The sequence below is a fragment of the Halalkalibacter krulwichiae genome (assembly GCF_002109385.1).
In the GTDB taxonomy this organism is placed as follows: Bacteria; Bacillota; Bacilli; order Bacillales; family Bacillaceae_D; genus Halalkalibacter; species Halalkalibacter krulwichiae.
The window spans coordinates 4,251,024-4,268,305 of the sequence record NZ_CP020814.1; the positions used below are offsets into that span (position 1 = coordinate 4,251,024).

Annotated in this window: 15 protein-coding genes and 1 pseudogene; 1 reads left to right on the forward strand and 15 read right to left on the reverse strand. The window is 39.6% G+C overall.

The window, feature by feature from the left end:
* Positions 1-11 precede the first annotated feature (11 nt).
* Positions 12-380, forward strand: a complete 369-nt coding sequence (locus BkAM31D_RS21520) for an iron chaperone (RefSeq protein WP_066158795.1) — start codon at positions 12-14, stop codon at positions 378-380.
* Positions 381-637: 257 nt separating this feature from the next.
* Here the strand turns inward: BkAM31D_RS21520 and BkAM31D_RS23800 are convergent, their stop codons facing one another.
* The 15 genes and pseudogenes from BkAM31D_RS23800 to BkAM31D_RS21590 all read right to left on the reverse strand — a co-directional run bounded on the left by BkAM31D_RS23800 (position 638) and on the right by BkAM31D_RS21590 (position 17,161).
* Entirely contained in the window at positions 638-793 is a 156-nt protein-coding gene (locus BkAM31D_RS23800; RefSeq protein WP_157076905.1) for a hypothetical protein, read from the reverse strand.
* A gap of 69 nt (positions 794-862) precedes the next feature.
* Positions 863-2,320, reverse strand: a complete 1,458-nt coding sequence (locus BkAM31D_RS21525; protein WP_066158790.1) for an MmgE/PrpD family protein — start codon at positions 2,318-2,320, stop codon at positions 863-865.
* Positions 2,286-3,071, reverse strand: a complete 786-nt coding sequence (locus BkAM31D_RS21530; protein WP_066158787.1) for an enoyl-CoA hydratase/isomerase family protein — start codon at positions 3,069-3,071, stop codon at positions 2,286-2,288. Before BkAM31D_RS21530 ends, BkAM31D_RS21525 begins: the two co-directional genes overlap by 35 nt.
* Before the next feature lie 30 nt (positions 3,072-3,101).
* Positions 3,102-4,265, reverse strand: coding sequence for an acyl-CoA dehydrogenase family protein (locus BkAM31D_RS21535; protein ID WP_306807422.1), 1,164 nt, complete (start codon positions 4,263-4,265; stop codon positions 3,102-3,104).
* 19 nt (positions 4,266-4,284) lie between these two features.
* Positions 4,285-5,259, reverse strand: a complete 975-nt coding sequence (locus BkAM31D_RS21540; protein ID WP_066158784.1) for a hydroxymethylglutaryl-CoA lyase — start codon at positions 5,257-5,259, stop codon at positions 4,285-4,287.
* Between the two features lie 11 nt (positions 5,260-5,270).
* A complete protein-coding gene (locus BkAM31D_RS21545; protein ID WP_066158781.1) occupies positions 5,271-6,464 on the reverse strand; it encodes a CaiB/BaiF CoA transferase family protein in 1,194 nt (397 codons plus the stop codon).
* A 30-nt stretch (positions 6,465-6,494) separates the two neighbouring features.
* Positions 6,495-7,466 carry an electron transfer flavoprotein subunit alpha/FixB family protein gene (locus BkAM31D_RS21550; protein WP_066158778.1) on the reverse strand — a complete coding sequence of 324 codons (972 nt, stop codon included), beginning with the start codon at positions 7,464-7,466 and terminating at the stop codon, positions 6,495-6,497.
* Positions 7,467-7,530: 64 nt separating this feature from the next.
* A pseudogene (locus BkAM31D_RS21555) lies at positions 7,531-8,297 on the reverse strand (electron transfer flavoprotein subunit beta/FixA family protein).
* A 134-nt stretch (positions 8,298-8,431) separates the two neighbouring features.
* A complete protein-coding gene (locus BkAM31D_RS21560; protein WP_066158771.1) occupies positions 8,432-9,877 on the reverse strand; it encodes an aldehyde dehydrogenase family protein in 1,446 nt (481 codons plus the stop codon).
* 69 nt (positions 9,878-9,946) lie between these two features.
* Positions 9,947-11,056 carry a tripartite tricarboxylate transporter permease gene (locus tag BkAM31D_RS21565; protein WP_180319886.1) on the reverse strand — a complete coding sequence of 370 codons (1,110 nt, stop codon included), beginning with the start codon at positions 11,054-11,056 and terminating at the stop codon, positions 9,947-9,949.
* A 17-nt stretch (positions 11,057-11,073) separates the two neighbouring features.
* Positions 11,074-11,367, reverse strand: coding sequence for a tripartite tricarboxylate transporter permease (locus tag BkAM31D_RS21570; protein ID WP_157108298.1), 294 nt, complete (start codon positions 11,365-11,367; stop codon positions 11,074-11,076).
* A 96-nt stretch (positions 11,368-11,463) separates the two neighbouring features.
* Positions 11,464-11,913, reverse strand: a complete 450-nt coding sequence (locus BkAM31D_RS21575) for a tripartite tricarboxylate transporter TctB family protein (protein WP_066158765.1) — start codon at positions 11,911-11,913, stop codon at positions 11,464-11,466.
* A gap of 114 nt (positions 11,914-12,027) precedes the next feature.
* Entirely contained in the window at positions 12,028-13,062 is a 1,035-nt protein-coding gene (locus BkAM31D_RS21580; protein ID WP_066158762.1) for a Bug family tripartite tricarboxylate transporter substrate binding protein, read from the reverse strand.
* A gap of 214 nt (positions 13,063-13,276) precedes the next feature.
* A complete protein-coding gene (locus BkAM31D_RS21585) occupies positions 13,277-15,019 on the reverse strand; it encodes a thiamine pyrophosphate-requiring protein (protein ID WP_066158759.1) in 1,743 nt (580 codons plus the stop codon).
* A gap of 87 nt (positions 15,020-15,106) precedes the next feature.
* Positions 15,107-17,161, reverse strand: coding sequence for a (Fe-S)-binding protein (locus tag BkAM31D_RS21590; RefSeq protein ID WP_066158756.1), 2,055 nt, complete (start codon positions 17,159-17,161; stop codon positions 15,107-15,109).
* Positions 17,162-17,282: the final 121 nt, after the last annotated feature.

Genomic DNA, 17,282 nt, shown 5'->3' on the forward strand with positions numbered 1-17,282 from the left:
GAGGGGACAACTTGAACGTTTTTTCTGAGTTTTTAGCGGGACTTGAAAACCCGGAGCATCGGGCGCGGATGGAGGAAGTTTTGACTTGGATTCATAAGCAGTTTCCGCAATTAGAGCCGGTTATTAAGTGGAATCAGCCGATGTTTGCCGATCACGGGACTTTTATTATCGGTTTCAGCGTAGCCAAAAAGCATATCGCTGTTGCGCCGGAAAGTGTTACGGTTGAGCGATTTGCTGATGACATTGGACAAGCTGGGTATGAGCACACGAAAGAGTTAATACGAATGAAGTGGAATCAACCGGTTGATTTTTCTTTGCTTGAAAAGATGATTGAGTTTAATATTTTGGATAAAGCCGATTGTACGACGTTTTGGCGGTAATGGGCCAGTCAAAATAAAAGGGAATTTCAAAGCAAATAGGAAATGCCTCCAGTAATGAGCTGGAGGCATTTCCATTATCGATAGTAACGTTTGTAACACCTGCCTGGCCTCCTGGTAGTCATACTGATAATCGAGTTGATTCGACAAGTAGCGTGTCTTTTAATCGTGTAAACTTGTTTTACTTTATCTTATTCTTCAAAACAACAAACTACTTCTCAGTTTCTAATATTCTTGCTCCAGTTAATAAATCATTTTTTCTAACTAGCTTCCCTTACTGTATTCACCTTTTTTGATAGTAATAATTCTTTATCATTAATATATTTTAATAACATTTCACTAAATTCCTCTTCTAACTCATATTCAATCGATTTATTATACGCATCTATTAGTTCTTCTTTCGTAATATTAAGCATTTTTTCCACTCCTATTATTGTTTATTTAGTCTATCTATTTATATTTTTTTCATGTAGACCTTTTTATTCTTATTTATAATTTGTAACTCCCTGTACACACGACAACCAATCTTGAAAGCAGCCATATAACTCTATTTGTAATCCTTTATTGTAAAGTTCGTTTGCTATTCCCTCTACTTGTATATTCGGTTGGATCGATTTTGTCAGTTTCGTATAGTGCTTTATGCATTCTACCCATTTTTCTCGATGCTCTTGCTCACTCAACGGGGTTTCTTTAGACCCTGGTGCATGAAGAACTGCTTTCTTTACGGTTTGACCACTTTTCGTCTTAATTTGAATTTCAATTGGTAAGCGGAGATTTATTTCCTCTTCTTTTTCCTTTACTTCCAACACTTTTACAGACGAAAACAAATCTTGAATAGCTGGTCGCTGAACTTCACTATCTTCAAAACTACTTAACGTTACATTGCCATCTGCAATTGCGGTTAATACTGTATACTCAGCACTAAACTTTCCTTGCAATCCTGTCTTTGGACGCTTATGAACTAAAGGCACCAAACTTCTTCTTTGCGAAGTCACGACAATCTCTTCTATGTCATCGAGAGACAAATCGTATTCTTGTTTAAGCGATAATGCTCCATGAATGAATCGATGTGAACCGTAACAGCATGGAAACTTCTTAACCGACAAACCAGATTCTAAAAGGTCATAAGGTTTTCCGAAGTGAATTGCTTCCATATTTGTCCTTACTATCTCTTCCTCTAAGCCTCCACTAAAAGCATTGAACACTCCACGACTTCCGAATATTTCCGTATTCCCTGTAAAGCCACTTTTTGCAAGCTTCGCTGATTGAATGGCATGAGAAGCAGCTAACCCGACATGCAATGATTTGGTCATCGACCCAAAGTTTTTCTGTAACCCACCTGCCATTGAAGCAGCAATTGCTACTGTGTTTGCGCATTGTTCCAAATTCAGCTTTAAAAGATTGGCACAAGCTGCTGCAGCTCCCATTGTTCCTAACGTTCCTGTTGCATGCCAACCTAGTTCGTAATGTCGATATCCCATTACCTGGCCCAAACGTATCATTACCTCTGTTCCAACTGAATAAGCTGTAATGACTTCTTCACCTGAACTGCCATTTTCCTCAGCAAGTGGAATGACCGCTGAAAGAATTGGTGCGCTCGGATGAATAACCACACCTATTGAAGCGTCATCAAAATCCAATACATGAGTGGCTGTTCCGTTAATAATGGCAGCTTTTTCACTTTCTAGCTTTATTCTCTCTCCCCATAAAGAAGAGGGATGACTGTAGCCATCCCTTGTTGACGATGCATAAACTTTTTTTACAACTTCAACTGCGGGCTCTTTCCAACCAGCTAGAGCTACCCCGATCGTATCTATCATAGCTTGCTTAGCTATTTTTGACATTTCTTCAGGTAGATCCATATATTCGGTTGTTGAAATAAATGTAGTCAGACGTTTCATTAGATCATTATCGGTTTTTCCATCTTGGTTTCCGTTTCTCATTAAAAGCTGCAACTCCTTCCAAACGATCTTCTGAAGAAACAAGCATGTTATAGGCAGCTAAATCTAGAACATACGCCGTATGGAAATCGACCTCGGACCCTCTAGTAACAGATGTCTTAGCTGCACGTACAGCTAGTGGTGCACTTTCAGCAATTTGATAAGCAATCTCCAGTGAAGTTTCTAATGCCATGCCCTTAGGAACGACCCGGTTGACCATTCCCCATTCATAAGCGAGGTCCGCATTAATTCTTCTGCCAGTGTAAAGGAGTTCTTTCGCTCTAGGGGCTCCAATAACCCTTGCTAGATTTTGAGGACCCCCTGCACCTGGTATAATGCCTCTTAGTATTTCGGACATTCCGAATACAGCCGTTTCTGAAGCAATAATAAAATCTGCAGATAATGCCATTTCGCAACCGCCAGCAAGTGCATACCCTTCTACCGCTGCGATAATCGGAACCGGAAAATCTCTGTATAATAATACTAAATCTTCAATAATGCGATGCTGTTGACGCCATGAACGATTGGCCATGTTGTTTCTTTCTTTTAAGTCTCCACCTGTACTAAAAGCCTTGCCACCAGCTCCCGTTACAATCACACATCTTAAGTCTTCGTTTTCGGCTTGCTCACGAAACAATGCCAATCTCTCTTCTAGCATCTTCGTATTCATAGCATTCATTACTTCTGGTCGATTTAACGTTACAATCAGAATTTCATTGTTTTCGCCTTTAAATTCTACTTTGAGAGTTTCCATATCAATTCTCCTTTATGAAGTCTGGAATCATTAGAATGACCTTGGCAATCCAAGAACGTGCTGAGCTACATGACTTAAGATTAAGTTCGATGATACTGGGGCGATACGTTGCATACGACACTGCATCCATTTTCTGTTAATGTGGTATTCATTTGCTGCTGCATACCCTCCAAATGTTTGCATACAAGCCTCAGCTGCTTCATATGCTGCTTCGGCACACAAGTATTTACCCATATTAGCTTCTGCCCCTGTCGTCAGCCCTTTGTCAAATTTCGTAGCAGCCTTGTAATTCATAACCTCAGCAGCCTGAAGATTAATATAAGCTTTGGCGATTGGGAATTGAATTCCTTGGTTCTTCCCAATTGGTCGGTCAAAGACAACTCGTTCATTTGCATATTTAACCGCTTGATCAATAAACCATTTTCCGTTACCAATCGACTCTCCAGATACAAGCACTCTTTCTGCGTTCATACCGTCTAAGATACAATATAGTCCTCTACCTTCTTCACCGATTAAGTTCTCTGCCGGTACCTCAAGGTCATTGAAAAAGAGCATATTCGTATCTCCGCCAAGCATTGTTTTAATTTTTTGCGAAACGATTGCATCTCCAACATCACGCGTATCGACTAAGAATAAGCTAATACCTTTTGTCTTTTTATCTACTTGATCAAGAGGTGTTGTACGAGCTAGAAGAAGCATTAAGTCTGTGTGATTAAAACGAGAGATAAAGATTTTTGATCCATTAATGATATATTTATCTCCCTTTTTCTCTGCAAATGTTTTAATTTTGGTTGTATCACTTCCTGCATCTGGTTCCGTTACCCCAAAAGACTGCAATCGTAAAGACCCTTCGGCAATTTGAGGAAGATACTTTCTCTTTTGCTCTTCACTTCCATGTCTTAAGACAGCACCCATTGTGTACATTTGTGCATGGACCGTGTTCGCATTCCCGCCAGATCGATTGATTTCTTCAAGAATGATGGAACCCTCTGTAAAGCCAAGACCTGATCCACCGTACTCCTCAGGGATAAGGGCACCTAACCATCCTGCATCACTCATTGCTTTTACAAATTCTTTCGGATAGCTTCCCTCTTCATGAACCGTTCTCCAATAATCTAAATCAAATCTTGAACATACTTCTCTTACTCCATCACGGATATCATTTTGAAACTCAGTTAATTCGAAATTCATCATCGTTTATTCCCCCAGAAATTTAGTGTTTTGAACCTTGCTGTTTCATCCATGTATGTGGCCTTTTACTATATAATCGTCCGCCTTTTATGAGGTGGCCGGGAAGTTCATCTCCAACAATCTGCTGGGCTAACTTTGCGCACTCTAGTAAAGCATCCAAGTCAATCCCTGTTTCAATTCCTTGTTCCTCACACATAAAAGCCAAATCTTCTGTACAAATATTCCCTGGTGCTCCTTTTACTGCAGCGAACGGGCAACCACCAAGCCCAGCAACTGCTGCATCAAACTCATATACACCTTCTTGAAGAGCTGCATAAGCATTTGTTAAACCAAGGCCACGAGTATCATGAAGATGCAAACCAATCTCTAACTCTGGCCACTTGTTCTTAATGGCAAAGATCGTTCTTTTCATTTGCTCAGGGTTAGCCCAACCCATTGTATCTGCTAACCTAACCTTTTGTATTTTCTCTCCGTGTTGTTCTGCTAAGCGGCTCACTCTATCAATCATGTTAATTAAATGGTCTAAATAAATGTACCCTTCATAATTGCAACCAAATGCCGCCATAAGACCCATTTGCTTAACAGGAACTCCAGCCTTTTGATAGGCTTCAATCCAACCAGGTAGCGTTTCAACCATGTCATCTATTGTCTTATTCATATTTTTCATAGAAAATGTATTACTTGCAGATAATACAAGGCTTCCTACAACGGTGACATCATTTGCTAGAGCTCTTTCTAACCCTCTCATGTTTAAATAAGCGGCGCGGTAAGTCACGTCTTGCACTCTTTCAATTTTAGCAAGAACGTCTTCAGCATCTGCCATCTGTGGAACCCACTTAGGACTAACAAATGATGTAACTTCTATACTTGAAACACCCGTCTTATTAAGGGCATTTATAAAGGAAACTTTATCCTCTGTCGGAATAGGGGTCTCTTGCATTTGAAACCCTTCTCGAGGTCCTACTTCCAGTATGGAAACACGTTTTGGTAATCCCATAACCAACCTCCTTACTGGATAACCTTTTTACTTTTGAGTTGCTCCATTTTTTCTTTCGAGTAATTTAATGAAGCAAGTACTTCTTCTGATTGTTCTCCAAGTAAAGGAGGCAATGATCGAATGCTTGCTCGTTCTTCATTAATTCGGAAAGGAAGATCGACTACTTTAAAGTCTTCAACTCTGAAATCCTCAATCGGTCTAATCATCTGAAGAGCATTCACTTGTTCATTGCTATACACGCGGTCGAGTGTATTAATCGGTGAGCAAGGGACTTTGAATTCAGCTAATACTCTAGCAAGGTCATCAACCTCATACTGCGTTGTTTTCTCCTCTATTATTCTACGAAGCTCATATCTATTTTGAACTCTAACGGAATTCGTTTTGAATCTTTCATCTTCAACTAACTCTTGTAACTCAAGTGCATCGCATAGATTTTTAAATAGACGGTTATTCCCTGCTGCTATAATAGCCCACTGGTCATCATTCTTCGTTTTAAAAGCTTCGTATGGTACAGTCGTTGCCATTCCAGTTCCTAGTTTCTTAGGTAGATTTCCAGATGCCATAAAGTTGGAAAGCTGTAAGTTGACCCAAGCTACTCCCGTCTCTAGTAAACTGTTCGACACTTTGCATCCTTCATTCGTTTCATTGCGTTGGTGAAGCGCTGTCAAAATTCCAATAAGTGACCACATACCTGTTGCCATATCAACAATTGACACACCTACTCGAACTGGATCATCTCCTTGATTTCCAGTCAAACTCATAATTCCGCTATATGCTTGGATAAGTGGGTCGTAACCTGGTTTATTCTTCATTGGCCCTTTATCGCCAAACGCACTAATCGCAGCATAGATTAAAGAAGGATTGATTTCTGATAACTTTTCATACCCTAGTTGCCGTGATTCCTCGCTTCCAGGTTTGAGGCTGTGAATAAAAATATCTGCGTCCTTACATAAATCATGAACAATCTCTTGACCCTCAGGGCTATCAAGATCAATACAAAGGCTTTTCTTGTTGCGGTTAAGTGCTAAGAAAGTAGCTGATTCTTCGCCCCATTTTGGAGGATGCCATTGTCTAGTATCATCACCAGTTCCAGGACGCTCAATTTTTATAACTGTAGCTCCTAAATCACCCAATAACTGCGAACAGAAAGGCCCAGCGACATTTTGTGTTATATCAACAACTGTAATACCTGATAATACGTTCATTGCTCTACACCTCTTTTTCTATTAATCTCTTTATACAGAAATCTTACTGAATTCCTCATTCAATAAAGGAAGGACTTCAAACAAGTCACCTACAATACCATAGTCCGCCACTCTAAAGATAGGAGCTTCTGGATCCTTATTAATTGCAACAATAATTTTGGAGTTCGACATCCCTGCCAAATGTTGAACGGCACCTGATATTCCGCAAGCTATATATAAATCTGGAGTTACGACTTTTCCTGTCTGTCCGACCTGTAAGGCATAATCACAATAACCTGCATCACACGCCCCACGGGAAGCTCCTACGGCACCCCCAAGAGTAGTTGCTAGTTCATAAAGAGGCTTAAATCCTTCTGCACTTTTTACACCTCTTCCACCAGAAACAATAATTTTAGCTTCTGTTAAGTCAACACTACCTGCCGTTTTCCGTACCACATCTTTAATGACTGTTCTCAGATCCTTAATATCAGCCTCAAGATCGACTACTTCTGCTACGCGACTTGTGTCAGGTTCCTCAATCGCAATATTATTAGGGCGAATGGTCGCAAAGATTGTCCCAGTCTTGATTCTTTTCTCTTGAAACGCTTTACCTGCATAAATAGGACGTACAAAAGTAACCTCTTCACCCTGTACTTTCAGATCTACACAATCAGAAATTAAACCAAGGTTTAATCGAGACGCGACCCTTGGAGCCAAGTCTCTTCCTATGCCTGTGTGACCCCACAAAATTGCATCTGGTTTTACTACTTCGATGACTTGAGTCAGAGCCTGGGAATAAGCATCTGGTGTATATTCTTTTAATTTTTCATTTGAGAGCGAGTAGACTTTGTCCGCACCAAAGTAAGCCAGCTTATCAATATCACCTTTGCCATTGTCCTCAAATAAAACTGCCGTCACGGTTCCACCAGCTGCTACTTTTTTGGCAGCAGACAAAACCTCAAAAGTTACATTCCGTAAATTCTCTTCACGTTTTTCAGCGATAACTAATACATTTTTACCCATCTGTCTGTTGTCCCTCCTTATATTTTACTGAAGATTATGAATTTTAAGATTATAGAGATTGCAGTTACACTACTTTCGCTTCTGAACGTAAGTATTTTACAAGTTCTTGAACTTGGTCAGGAATTTCTCCTTTAAGAATTTTTCCTTCCGTCTTCTTCTGAGGCGGGTATTGATCTATCACTTCTGTTTTACTTTGTATTGCATCTAGATTTAAACCAAGTTCTTCAATCGTTAGGCGTTCAATAGGCTTTTTCTTTGCTTTCATAATCCCTGGAAGTGTTGGGTATCTAGGTTCATTTAGTCCTTGTTGGGCTGTTAAAAGTACAGGTAATGTAGTTTCAATAATTTCTGTATCCCCTTCTATATCTTTCTCCACTTTAACAGTGCCATTTTCAATCTCTAGTTTTGTAATCGTTGCAATATGAGGTATATCAAGTTCTTCAGCTAAGCGCGGTCCCACTTGAGCTGCTCCATCGTCAACCGCCATGTATCCCCTAGGATAAGGTCATATGAATCACGCTTTACGACAGCAGCCAATACTTTAGAAATTGTGAACTCGTCACCTTCAAAAGAATCCTCTTCAACAATAATGGCTTTGTCTGCTCCCATTGCTAAAGCTGCACGTACCGCACTCTCTACACGTGGTGGACCTACCGTAACAATTGTTACATCGGCTCCCGTTGATTCTTTAATTTTAACGGCTTCTTCTACGGCAAATTCGTCATAAGGATTAATGATGTATTTTGCTTCTTTTTCGCTAACCTTACCGTTTTCGATTATAATTCTTTCCTCTGTATCAAAGGTCTGTTTGAGTAAAACTAGAATATTCATTGATCGCCTCCAGAAAATTATAAATATTTAGATATCTTATATTTACAATTTATCATGGCCCCATTCATATTACAAATATCTATAAAGTTTGTTTTCCATACTATTTAAATATGAATTGGATGAAGTCAACAGGGTCACCCTTGTAAGCCCCCATGACAATTAATCCCGTGATATTCGATAAATTCATCGAAGACACGAATCGTTTTCTCTCTGCCGATCCCACTTTGTTTAATTCCACCAAAAGGCATATATTTCGATCCTAGTGGCGTTTGTCCATGTCCATTAATAAACGTCATCCCAGCCTCTATTTTGGAAGCAACTTCTGCCGCATGCTTACTATTAGAAGACCATACAGAAGAACCTAAACCGAACTCTGTTGCATTTGCCATTTGAATCACTTCAGCCTCTGTCTCATAAGGAACTAGAGGCAACACAGGACCAAATTGTTCGCAAGTAACGACTTCAGCATCAGGGGCAATATCGCGTACGACAACTGGTTGAATATAATAGCCATTCTCCCAATTTTCAGGTTCTAGCTTCTTCCCTAGTTTCACAAGGTTAGCCCCGCTACTCTCAAGACTCTCTATCAATTCAGTTATCTTTCGGTATTGTTGTTCGTTATTTACAGGCCCCATTGTTGTCTTCTCATCAAGTTGATATCCGATCTGATAGTTATCAGTAAGGTTACAAACCAACTCATAGAATTGCTCATACATCGCACGTGGAACATAAACTCGCTTGATAGCAAAACAAAATTGTCCACTTCTTCTAAATGCAGCTTCTACAATTTTAGGTGCAACTTCGTGAAGATCGGCATCCTCTAATACGATAGCTGGATCATTTCCTCCTAACTCAAAGTGAATACCTTTTAATGTTTCAGAAGCAGATTTCATGATCATCGTTGCAGTAGGTCCACCTCCCGTAAATGAAATCTTTCGTACGTGCGGATGACTCGTCAAGGCACTTCCGACTTCACCATCCCCTAGCACAACATTAATTACACCGGCAGGGAAAACAGTAGCCATTGTTTTTAATAATAGTGTCACGCCCATTGAAGCAGTAGGAGATGGCTTAACGACAACCGTATTGCCCGCTAGTATAATCGGTGTGATCTTTTGCATTGTAAGAATTAACGGAGCATTCCATGGAACAATACAGCCAACGACTCCCATTGGCTTTTTCTCTACCCTTACCCATCCTGTATCATCCTCATGATAATCAACTTCAAATGCTGAATTTGCTAAGTCTGCTAGAAGCCTTACATCTGCTAAACCTAAATGAATTTCATCCTTAGTTCTATTTAACAGCATTCCATTTTCTTCAGCGGTGATCGTTGCTATCTCCTCCATTTTTTCTTCTATCTTCTCTGTCGATGTAAGTAACAATGAGATTCTCTCTTCTAAGGAGATCTCTCTCCATTTTAAGAACGCGCGATGTGCAGCTTTCACTGCGAGATCGACATGATTTGCGGTTCCTTTCGCAACGTAACCGACAAGTTGGTTTAACTTCCCAGGGTTTTGAATTCCATCGTAATCTGTCGTTGCAACCTCTTGACTTTCAATCAGCATATTAACTTTCATCTCGTACCTCCTAGAGTAAAAAACATTTCCTTGCTATACATAAGGTCACTCGGAACTGGAGTACCTAACTTAAGCACTGATATTCTCTTCTTCTTTCATATTCCTTGATTTCATCCACTTAATTATTCCGAAAATCACAAATATTAACATAAGTAAAATTAGAATGATAGAGTACGTTCGTGTAAAGAAAACCATATAGCTGCCATCGGAGATAACAAGTGCTCTTCTTAAACTAACTTCAATAATCGGGCTAAGTACAAAAGCCAGTACAAACGAGTAGATTGAATAGTTTAGAAGCCTACAATAAAATGCTATAATCCCAAGCACTAACGCAAACCATAGATTGAAATGAGAAGAGCTTGAAGCGTAGATTCCGATCACTGAAAAGATCACAATTCCAGGTACAAGGAAAGCATTCGGTGTGACCAATATTCGTGCAAAACCAGTTGTAAGAAGTCTACCCATAAAGTACATTAATATCGCCGTTATAATAAAACCAACGAAAATCCCATTAACTAATTCAGGTGTTTTCGAGAATATTTGAGGCCCCGGCTGTATGCCATGAATGATAAAAGCACCAGCTATAATAGCTAACGAGGCAGACCCAGGGATACCAAGCGTTAATAACGGTAGTAAAGCTCCACCTACTGTCGCATTATTTGCCGACTCTGGCGCTGCGATCCCTTCAGGATTTCCGGTACCAAACGACTTCGGATCTTTAGACACTTTCTTAGCCGCAATGTACCCAAACCACCCAGATGCAGATGAACCGACTCCAGGCAAAATTCCGACAAAAGAACCTACGATCGATCCAATTCCAGTTGGCTTCAATATTGACTTGAATTCTTGAAAAGTTAACTTCGTCTTTAAATTGCTAGCATCAATTTTGTTTCTATGATTTAAGTTTCCAGATATCATATAAAACACTTCTGTAAAGGCAAACAATGCTACAACAATGGCAATAAGATTTATCCCTTCACTCAATTCATGGATATTACCTGTAAATCTCTGAGACCCGGTGAAAATGTCTACTCCTACCGTTCCTGCTATTAATCCGAGGACTATAGAAGTTAGATTCTTAATTTTGTCCCCTGATCCGATGCTAGCGATAGCAACTAAACCGAGTATCCCTAATAGAAAATATTCAGGGTCACCTAATTGCAGAGCAAACTTTGACAAAGGTTTAGAGAGTAAGATTAGTACCAGTCCCCGAAAATGGCACCAATCGTTGATGCAGTTATGGAATAGGCTAATGCTTTTCCAGGTGACTTATTTTTTGCTAACGGATAACCATCCACTACTGTTGCTGAGGCCATGGCTGTACCTGGTATTCCGAGTGTAATCGCTGAGATCGAACCACCATACTCGGCCCCTTGATAACAAGCTAGCAATAATAGAATCGAGTCCATTACTGATAAACTATAAGAAAGCGGCAATAACAAGGTTATTGCAATCATTAGACCTAAACCCGGAAGTGCTCCCATCAGCATCCCAACAAACAACCCGAGAATAATACACAAAAAGCTAAAAGCTAGCCCCCATAGTCAATGCTCATTAATAAATCCACGTGTATCCTCCTTTCAAAATTAGAACTTCACGTACATAAGTACATCAAATACACCATAAACCATAAGCGTTAAAACAAGTGCTACTGCAAAGTTAACGGCAAAATACCTCTTTTTCCGTCCCAAAGGTAAACGGTATAGAGTAAACATAATAAATAAATAGAGAAACATTTGAACATAGAAATAACCAAACTGTTTCCATGTAACAAAAAATAATGCCAGTAGCCCTATAGTCCACCAAATTCTCTTTGCGTTTGGGAGCTCTATCTTTTGTCTATCTGTACTTACGAATGTTTTCACTAAATTAATGGAAGATAAAATAATTAGGATTGTAGCTAAAAGCGTGGGAAAATAGCCTGACCCTATTTGGTTAAAACCTATTTCTACAAGTTGGTTGGACTTCACGATAATCCAAATCGCAAATACAATAAACAAAATGGACATCATATTATTTGCTAGCTTTTCATGCATTGATGAACACCTTCTTTCGTTTAAATAGTTGTGCGTTCTGAATGAAAGAGAGTGAGCATTTTGAGTTGCCCCAAACGCTCACTAACATTTGTTCATGCCCCATTGACAAATTTACTAGATTAAACCTAATTTAGTTAAAACATCCTTAGATTTGTTATACTCCTCCGTTAACTCTTCCTGCACTCCTTCAGCTGGTTTATAGTCAACTTGAATGTCAACATTTTCTAACTCTGCTAGTAGATCAGGGTCAGCAAGCGCCTCTTCTAGTGCGGCCTCAAGAATTGTTAATACTTCTTCAGGTATACCATTTGGTGCTAACAACGAAGCGTTACTGTCGTAAGCAATGTCATAACCTTTATCTATTAATAACGGGACTTCTGGAGCGTAAGGTACTGGTGTTGCTCCAGCGTTAAACAACATCTTCATTTCTCCAGATTCTACAAAACCTTTTACACTACTTGGTTGCCCGATCGCACCATCGACTTGCCCACCTAATACTGCCGTCATAGCTGGAGCCGTTCCATCATAAGCAACAGCCGTTGCCTCAAATTCTGCTTCCATCTCTAACTCTGCCATCGGTAAATGGGAACCAGACCCAATTCCTCCACTTACTGCATACGTAAATTGACCCGGGTTTTCATTTACATAATCTAACCAGTCTTCAAACGTATCCCAAGGTGCATCTGCTCTTACTGCCATTACTTGCTGTTCAGTTGTTACTTTTGCGATCGGTTGAAAACTATCATAAGAGTATTCCGTTTGCCCATATACTGGTTGCATGGCAATACTACGGTGAGTTGCTAGTTCTAACGTATAGCCATCTGGTTCCGCTTTAAATAAATCAGTAGCTGCAATCGTTCCTCCCGCTCCTGGTTTATTAACGATTACGATATTGACTTCATTAGGTAAGTACTTTGGTAAGTATTTACTTAACACTCTAGCAGTAGTATCTGTAGAGCCGCCCGCAGCAAAAGGTACTAATATCTCAATTGGCTTACTAGGGTAATCGGCACTTGCTACCTCTTGAGTTTCTGTCGTTCCTGTTGATTCGTCTTTTTCTGAATCGGATCCTGTACTAGCTTGCGAACAGCCTAAGCCTACCAATCCAAATAGTAAAACCATAAAAACTAACATAATTGTTTTTTTCATAAACAATTTCTCCTCCTCAAGGTCCTGAATAGTTTTATATTAGATCAGTAAGATGTAACACCGTTTATTGCAACCATTTTATCCATTTCTAAGTTCACTATTTTTAATGATTCTATCTAGCTCTCGCCTCCTGTATTAAGTATTTTTCCATGTTTTATTTGATAACGCTTTCATATTTTAAATAAAAAACCACCTCCTTATATAGTTTTTATTATTAATTATCTTTTTGATTTGAGATTCTAGCTAAACGAACATCGACAACAGCCGACCGTCCATTAGAAACTTCATTCATAGCTTGTAACAAAACTTCCTGTACTTCATCAGGATCTTCCACCGTTCTTGCAAACGCCCCCCCTGCCGCTTCGGCAATTTTCGCCAAATCAGCCGGTTTATCAAAATTGACCCAATAGTTGTCTGTTTGTTTTGCCACACCATCTGGATACCATTTCAGATGGTTCATTTTCGTTGCGTTCCAACCTTCATTATTGTAAATAACAGTAAGAAAAGGAGCTTGATATCTACGAGAAATCCATTGAACAGAGGAGGGAACACTGAATAAAAAGGTACCATCACCAGTTAATGAAACAACCTTCTTATTAGAGTTTGCTAGTTTCATCCCAATAGCCGCCCCGCCATTCCATCCTAATGACGTACCACCACTCCCAAAGTAGGTACCCTCTTTCGTTCGAGGCAGGTGCTTATTTACCACCATAGTGCTAGTAATTGTTTCATCTAATATAATGGTGTCATCATCTATCACATTTCTTAAACAAGCAGTCAGCCATTCTGGTGTAATAACAGCTCCCTCTGTTTGTTCTTTTTCCGCCCATAAATTTCGTTGTTTATCATGCAGCTTCTTCAAAGATTGATAGCGCTCTTCAACCAATGCCTCGTTTACTTCTGTCTCAGAGATATGTTCATTTAGCTGTACGAGAGAATGATAGGAGTCTACTCGATAATACTTGACCGCTGGAATGTTCCAAATCGGGATTTCTTCCTTAATGGGATCCAAGTCCATATAATAGACTTTGCAATCTTCTTTCGGTTGTACCTGTGTTGAAACCCAAGGTACATCCGTATCAATGGCAATAATCACATCAGCTTCTGAAATGAATTGATTCGGCTCGTATCCAAGGTGCATCGGGTGATTCCGTGGAAAATTCAAATAAGATGGATTTTGCTCAATGACCGGGATAGCTAACTTTTCACAGAAATCTACTAATTGTGTAATCGCTTTTGTATTTCTCCCTAAATAAGAAGTAATCAATAATGGATTCTTTGCTTCTACGATTGCTTTTATCATTTCTTGGACACCTTTTTGTGGTAGATCAGTCGGTTCAACCGGCAACCATTTATCTGAGTTGTCATTCAATGGTTCGATTTCTTCCTCTAACACTTCTCTAGCTCCCGTTAAATATACTGGGCCAGCTGGAGTGCTATGAGCTAACTGCATTGCTCGGTATGTGAGCTGCTTAATGTTACTTCCCGTTCTAATATCATAATCCCATTTCACATATGATCTAACAATGCCTCGCTGATCATAGACATTTTGTAAATAATTGACGAAGGAATTGCGACTTCCTCTTAGTTCTCCATCTGTCGTAAAAGGAGTTTCTCCAGCGAAGATAAAGACTGGAACTCGCCCCCGATATACATTGTGCAAGGCCCCTCCCAAATTCTGCGTGCCGACGTCTGTATGAATGATCACCGCTTGTGCTTGCCCGCTCAGCAGCGCATGACCATGCGCTGCTGCTAGAGCCACACTTTCATGCGGACAAATAATTACTTTTGGCAGTTTCTTGTTAGTTTCTTTAGCTTTTGCCAATGCCTCAATGATCGGTGGATGATCGCTCCCTAGATTACAAAATAGATAAGCTACTCCCATTTCTTGCAACGCTTCTAGTAAACCATCAGCAGTCGTATATCTATTATTCTTGCTACTCACAAGATCTTCCATTTTTTTGTCTCCTTTAATTTTAATGTCACGTTTTAACGAGCGGTTCAATGAAACGTAATAAAAGCGATAGAAGTTTTGTTTGAAACCTTATGCCAATGATTTCTCTAAAATCTCTGTAATATCCAATGTTTGAACCTGCTCTTCTACCTCATTCTCTTTCACACCGTCTGTCATCATCGTCAAGCAATAAGGACAGTTGCTACCAATAACTGTTGGGTTTGTCTTCAAGGCCATCTCAGTTCTAGCCAAGTTCATCCTAGTCCCTTCATGTTCTTCCATCCACATTCGGCCCCCACCAGCTCCACAACAAAGCGCATCTTGCTTATTACGTTCCATTTCAAGTAATTCAACACCTGGAATCGCACTAAGAATTTCTCTCGGAGCATCAAAAATATCGTTATAACGCCCAATATAACAGGAGTCATGATAGACGATTTTCTCATGAACCTTGTTAGTAGGTTTAATTTTACCTTCCTTAAGAAGATCAAAGAGAAATTGTGTATGGTGAACTACTTCTACATCAAGTCCGAATTCTGGATACTCATTTTTAAACGTATTATAAGCATGTGGATCAGTCGTTACGATTTTTTGGACATTATACTTTTTGAAAGTTTCAATGTTTTGAGTACATAACTCCTGAAACAAATACTCATTTCCCATTCTTCTTACGGTTTCTCCAGAGTTCATCTCCTCATTTCCTAAAATGGCAAACTTCACGCCAGCTTTTTCCATTATTCTGGAAAAAGATGTTGCAATTTTCTGACTTCTAATATCAAATGATCCCATTGAACCAACCCAGAACAGAACATCAAACTCCTCTACTTCATTAACGGTTTTGACAACATCCTCCATCCCCTCACGCCAATTGATACGGTCATTTCGATTAAGAGCCCATGGATTACTTTGACGTTCAATGTTTTGGAAGTAACGAGCTGCATCTGTAGGCATTTCTCCTTGAGTCATTACTAAATACCGTCGTAGGTCAATAATTTTGTCTACATGCTCATTCATAACCGGGCATTGATCCTCACAGTTTCGACAGGTTGTGCAAGCCCAAATTTCCTCTTCCGTTATCACATCACCTATTAACTGTGGCATTTCCAAAGTCGCAGCTGTTTCCGATTCATTTTGTAATGCTCCGTGATTTTTCTGATTAAATACGACGTTTGGCATCCACGGTGTACGAGATGTAACGGCAGCTCCCTTTTCCGTTAAATGATTTCTCATTTTCACTATCAATTCCATTGGTGATAAAATCTTTCCTGTTGCAGATGCCGGACACATATTTGTACAGCGACCACATTCAGCACACGCATACAAGTCAATTAATTGCTGTTGGGTAAAGTCCTCTATTTTTCCGACACCAAACTCCTCAAGCTCTTCATCTTCAAAGTCGATTGATCTTAATTTTCCTACCGGTCCTGTTCTCTTAAAGAACACGTTGAAGGTAGCAAAGATCTCATGGGCTTGTTTTGACTGTGGGACAAACACCATAAAACTAAGTACTGCAACCATGTGAAGCCACCATGATAGATAGAATAAGAATGTAGCAACTGATAGTCCCACCCCTGCAAAAGCGGTTGCAATTAGACTAGAAAAAGGAGCATACACGAAGTTTGGTTCATGGCCTAGCATTATTTGCTCAAATCCTAGTGTTAGAAGAATAGTTGCCGACAAAATAGCTAACGCAACGTAGACAAAAAGTGCTTTCCCATCTCGCTTCCATTGCAATCGAGTTAATTTCTCTCCGTAACGACGATAGCAACCATACAAGATTGCACCGAACATGAGAAAGGTGGTCCACTCCTGAAGAAAACTAAAATATTTGTGGGCAGCGCCTAACGGATATTCAAAGCCCTTGCTAAATCCTTTAATGATGATTTCAATTAGTCCAACTTGGATAATAAAAAATCCGTAAAATAGGATCACATGGATAATCCCGCTCTTAGTGTCTTTAAATAATTTTCTTTGACCGAATACATTAATTAATACCGTATTTAATCGATCCTTTAGCGCAAGGTCAAAATCACCTTTCTTGCCTAGTCGTATAAACGTAATTCTGCTGTATACCAACTGTGCGAATAAATAAACGGCATACCCTGACACCGCTAGAAAGAGTATAAAATTTAATAACACAAACATAATGTCACCCTTTTCAAAGAAGTTTCTATCAACCACATTTACACAGTGAAGGGGATGTTCAATTCTCGACAAGAAGGATAAAGTCTCTTTATCTTAGTACCTATGAAATAAGACCAGAAAT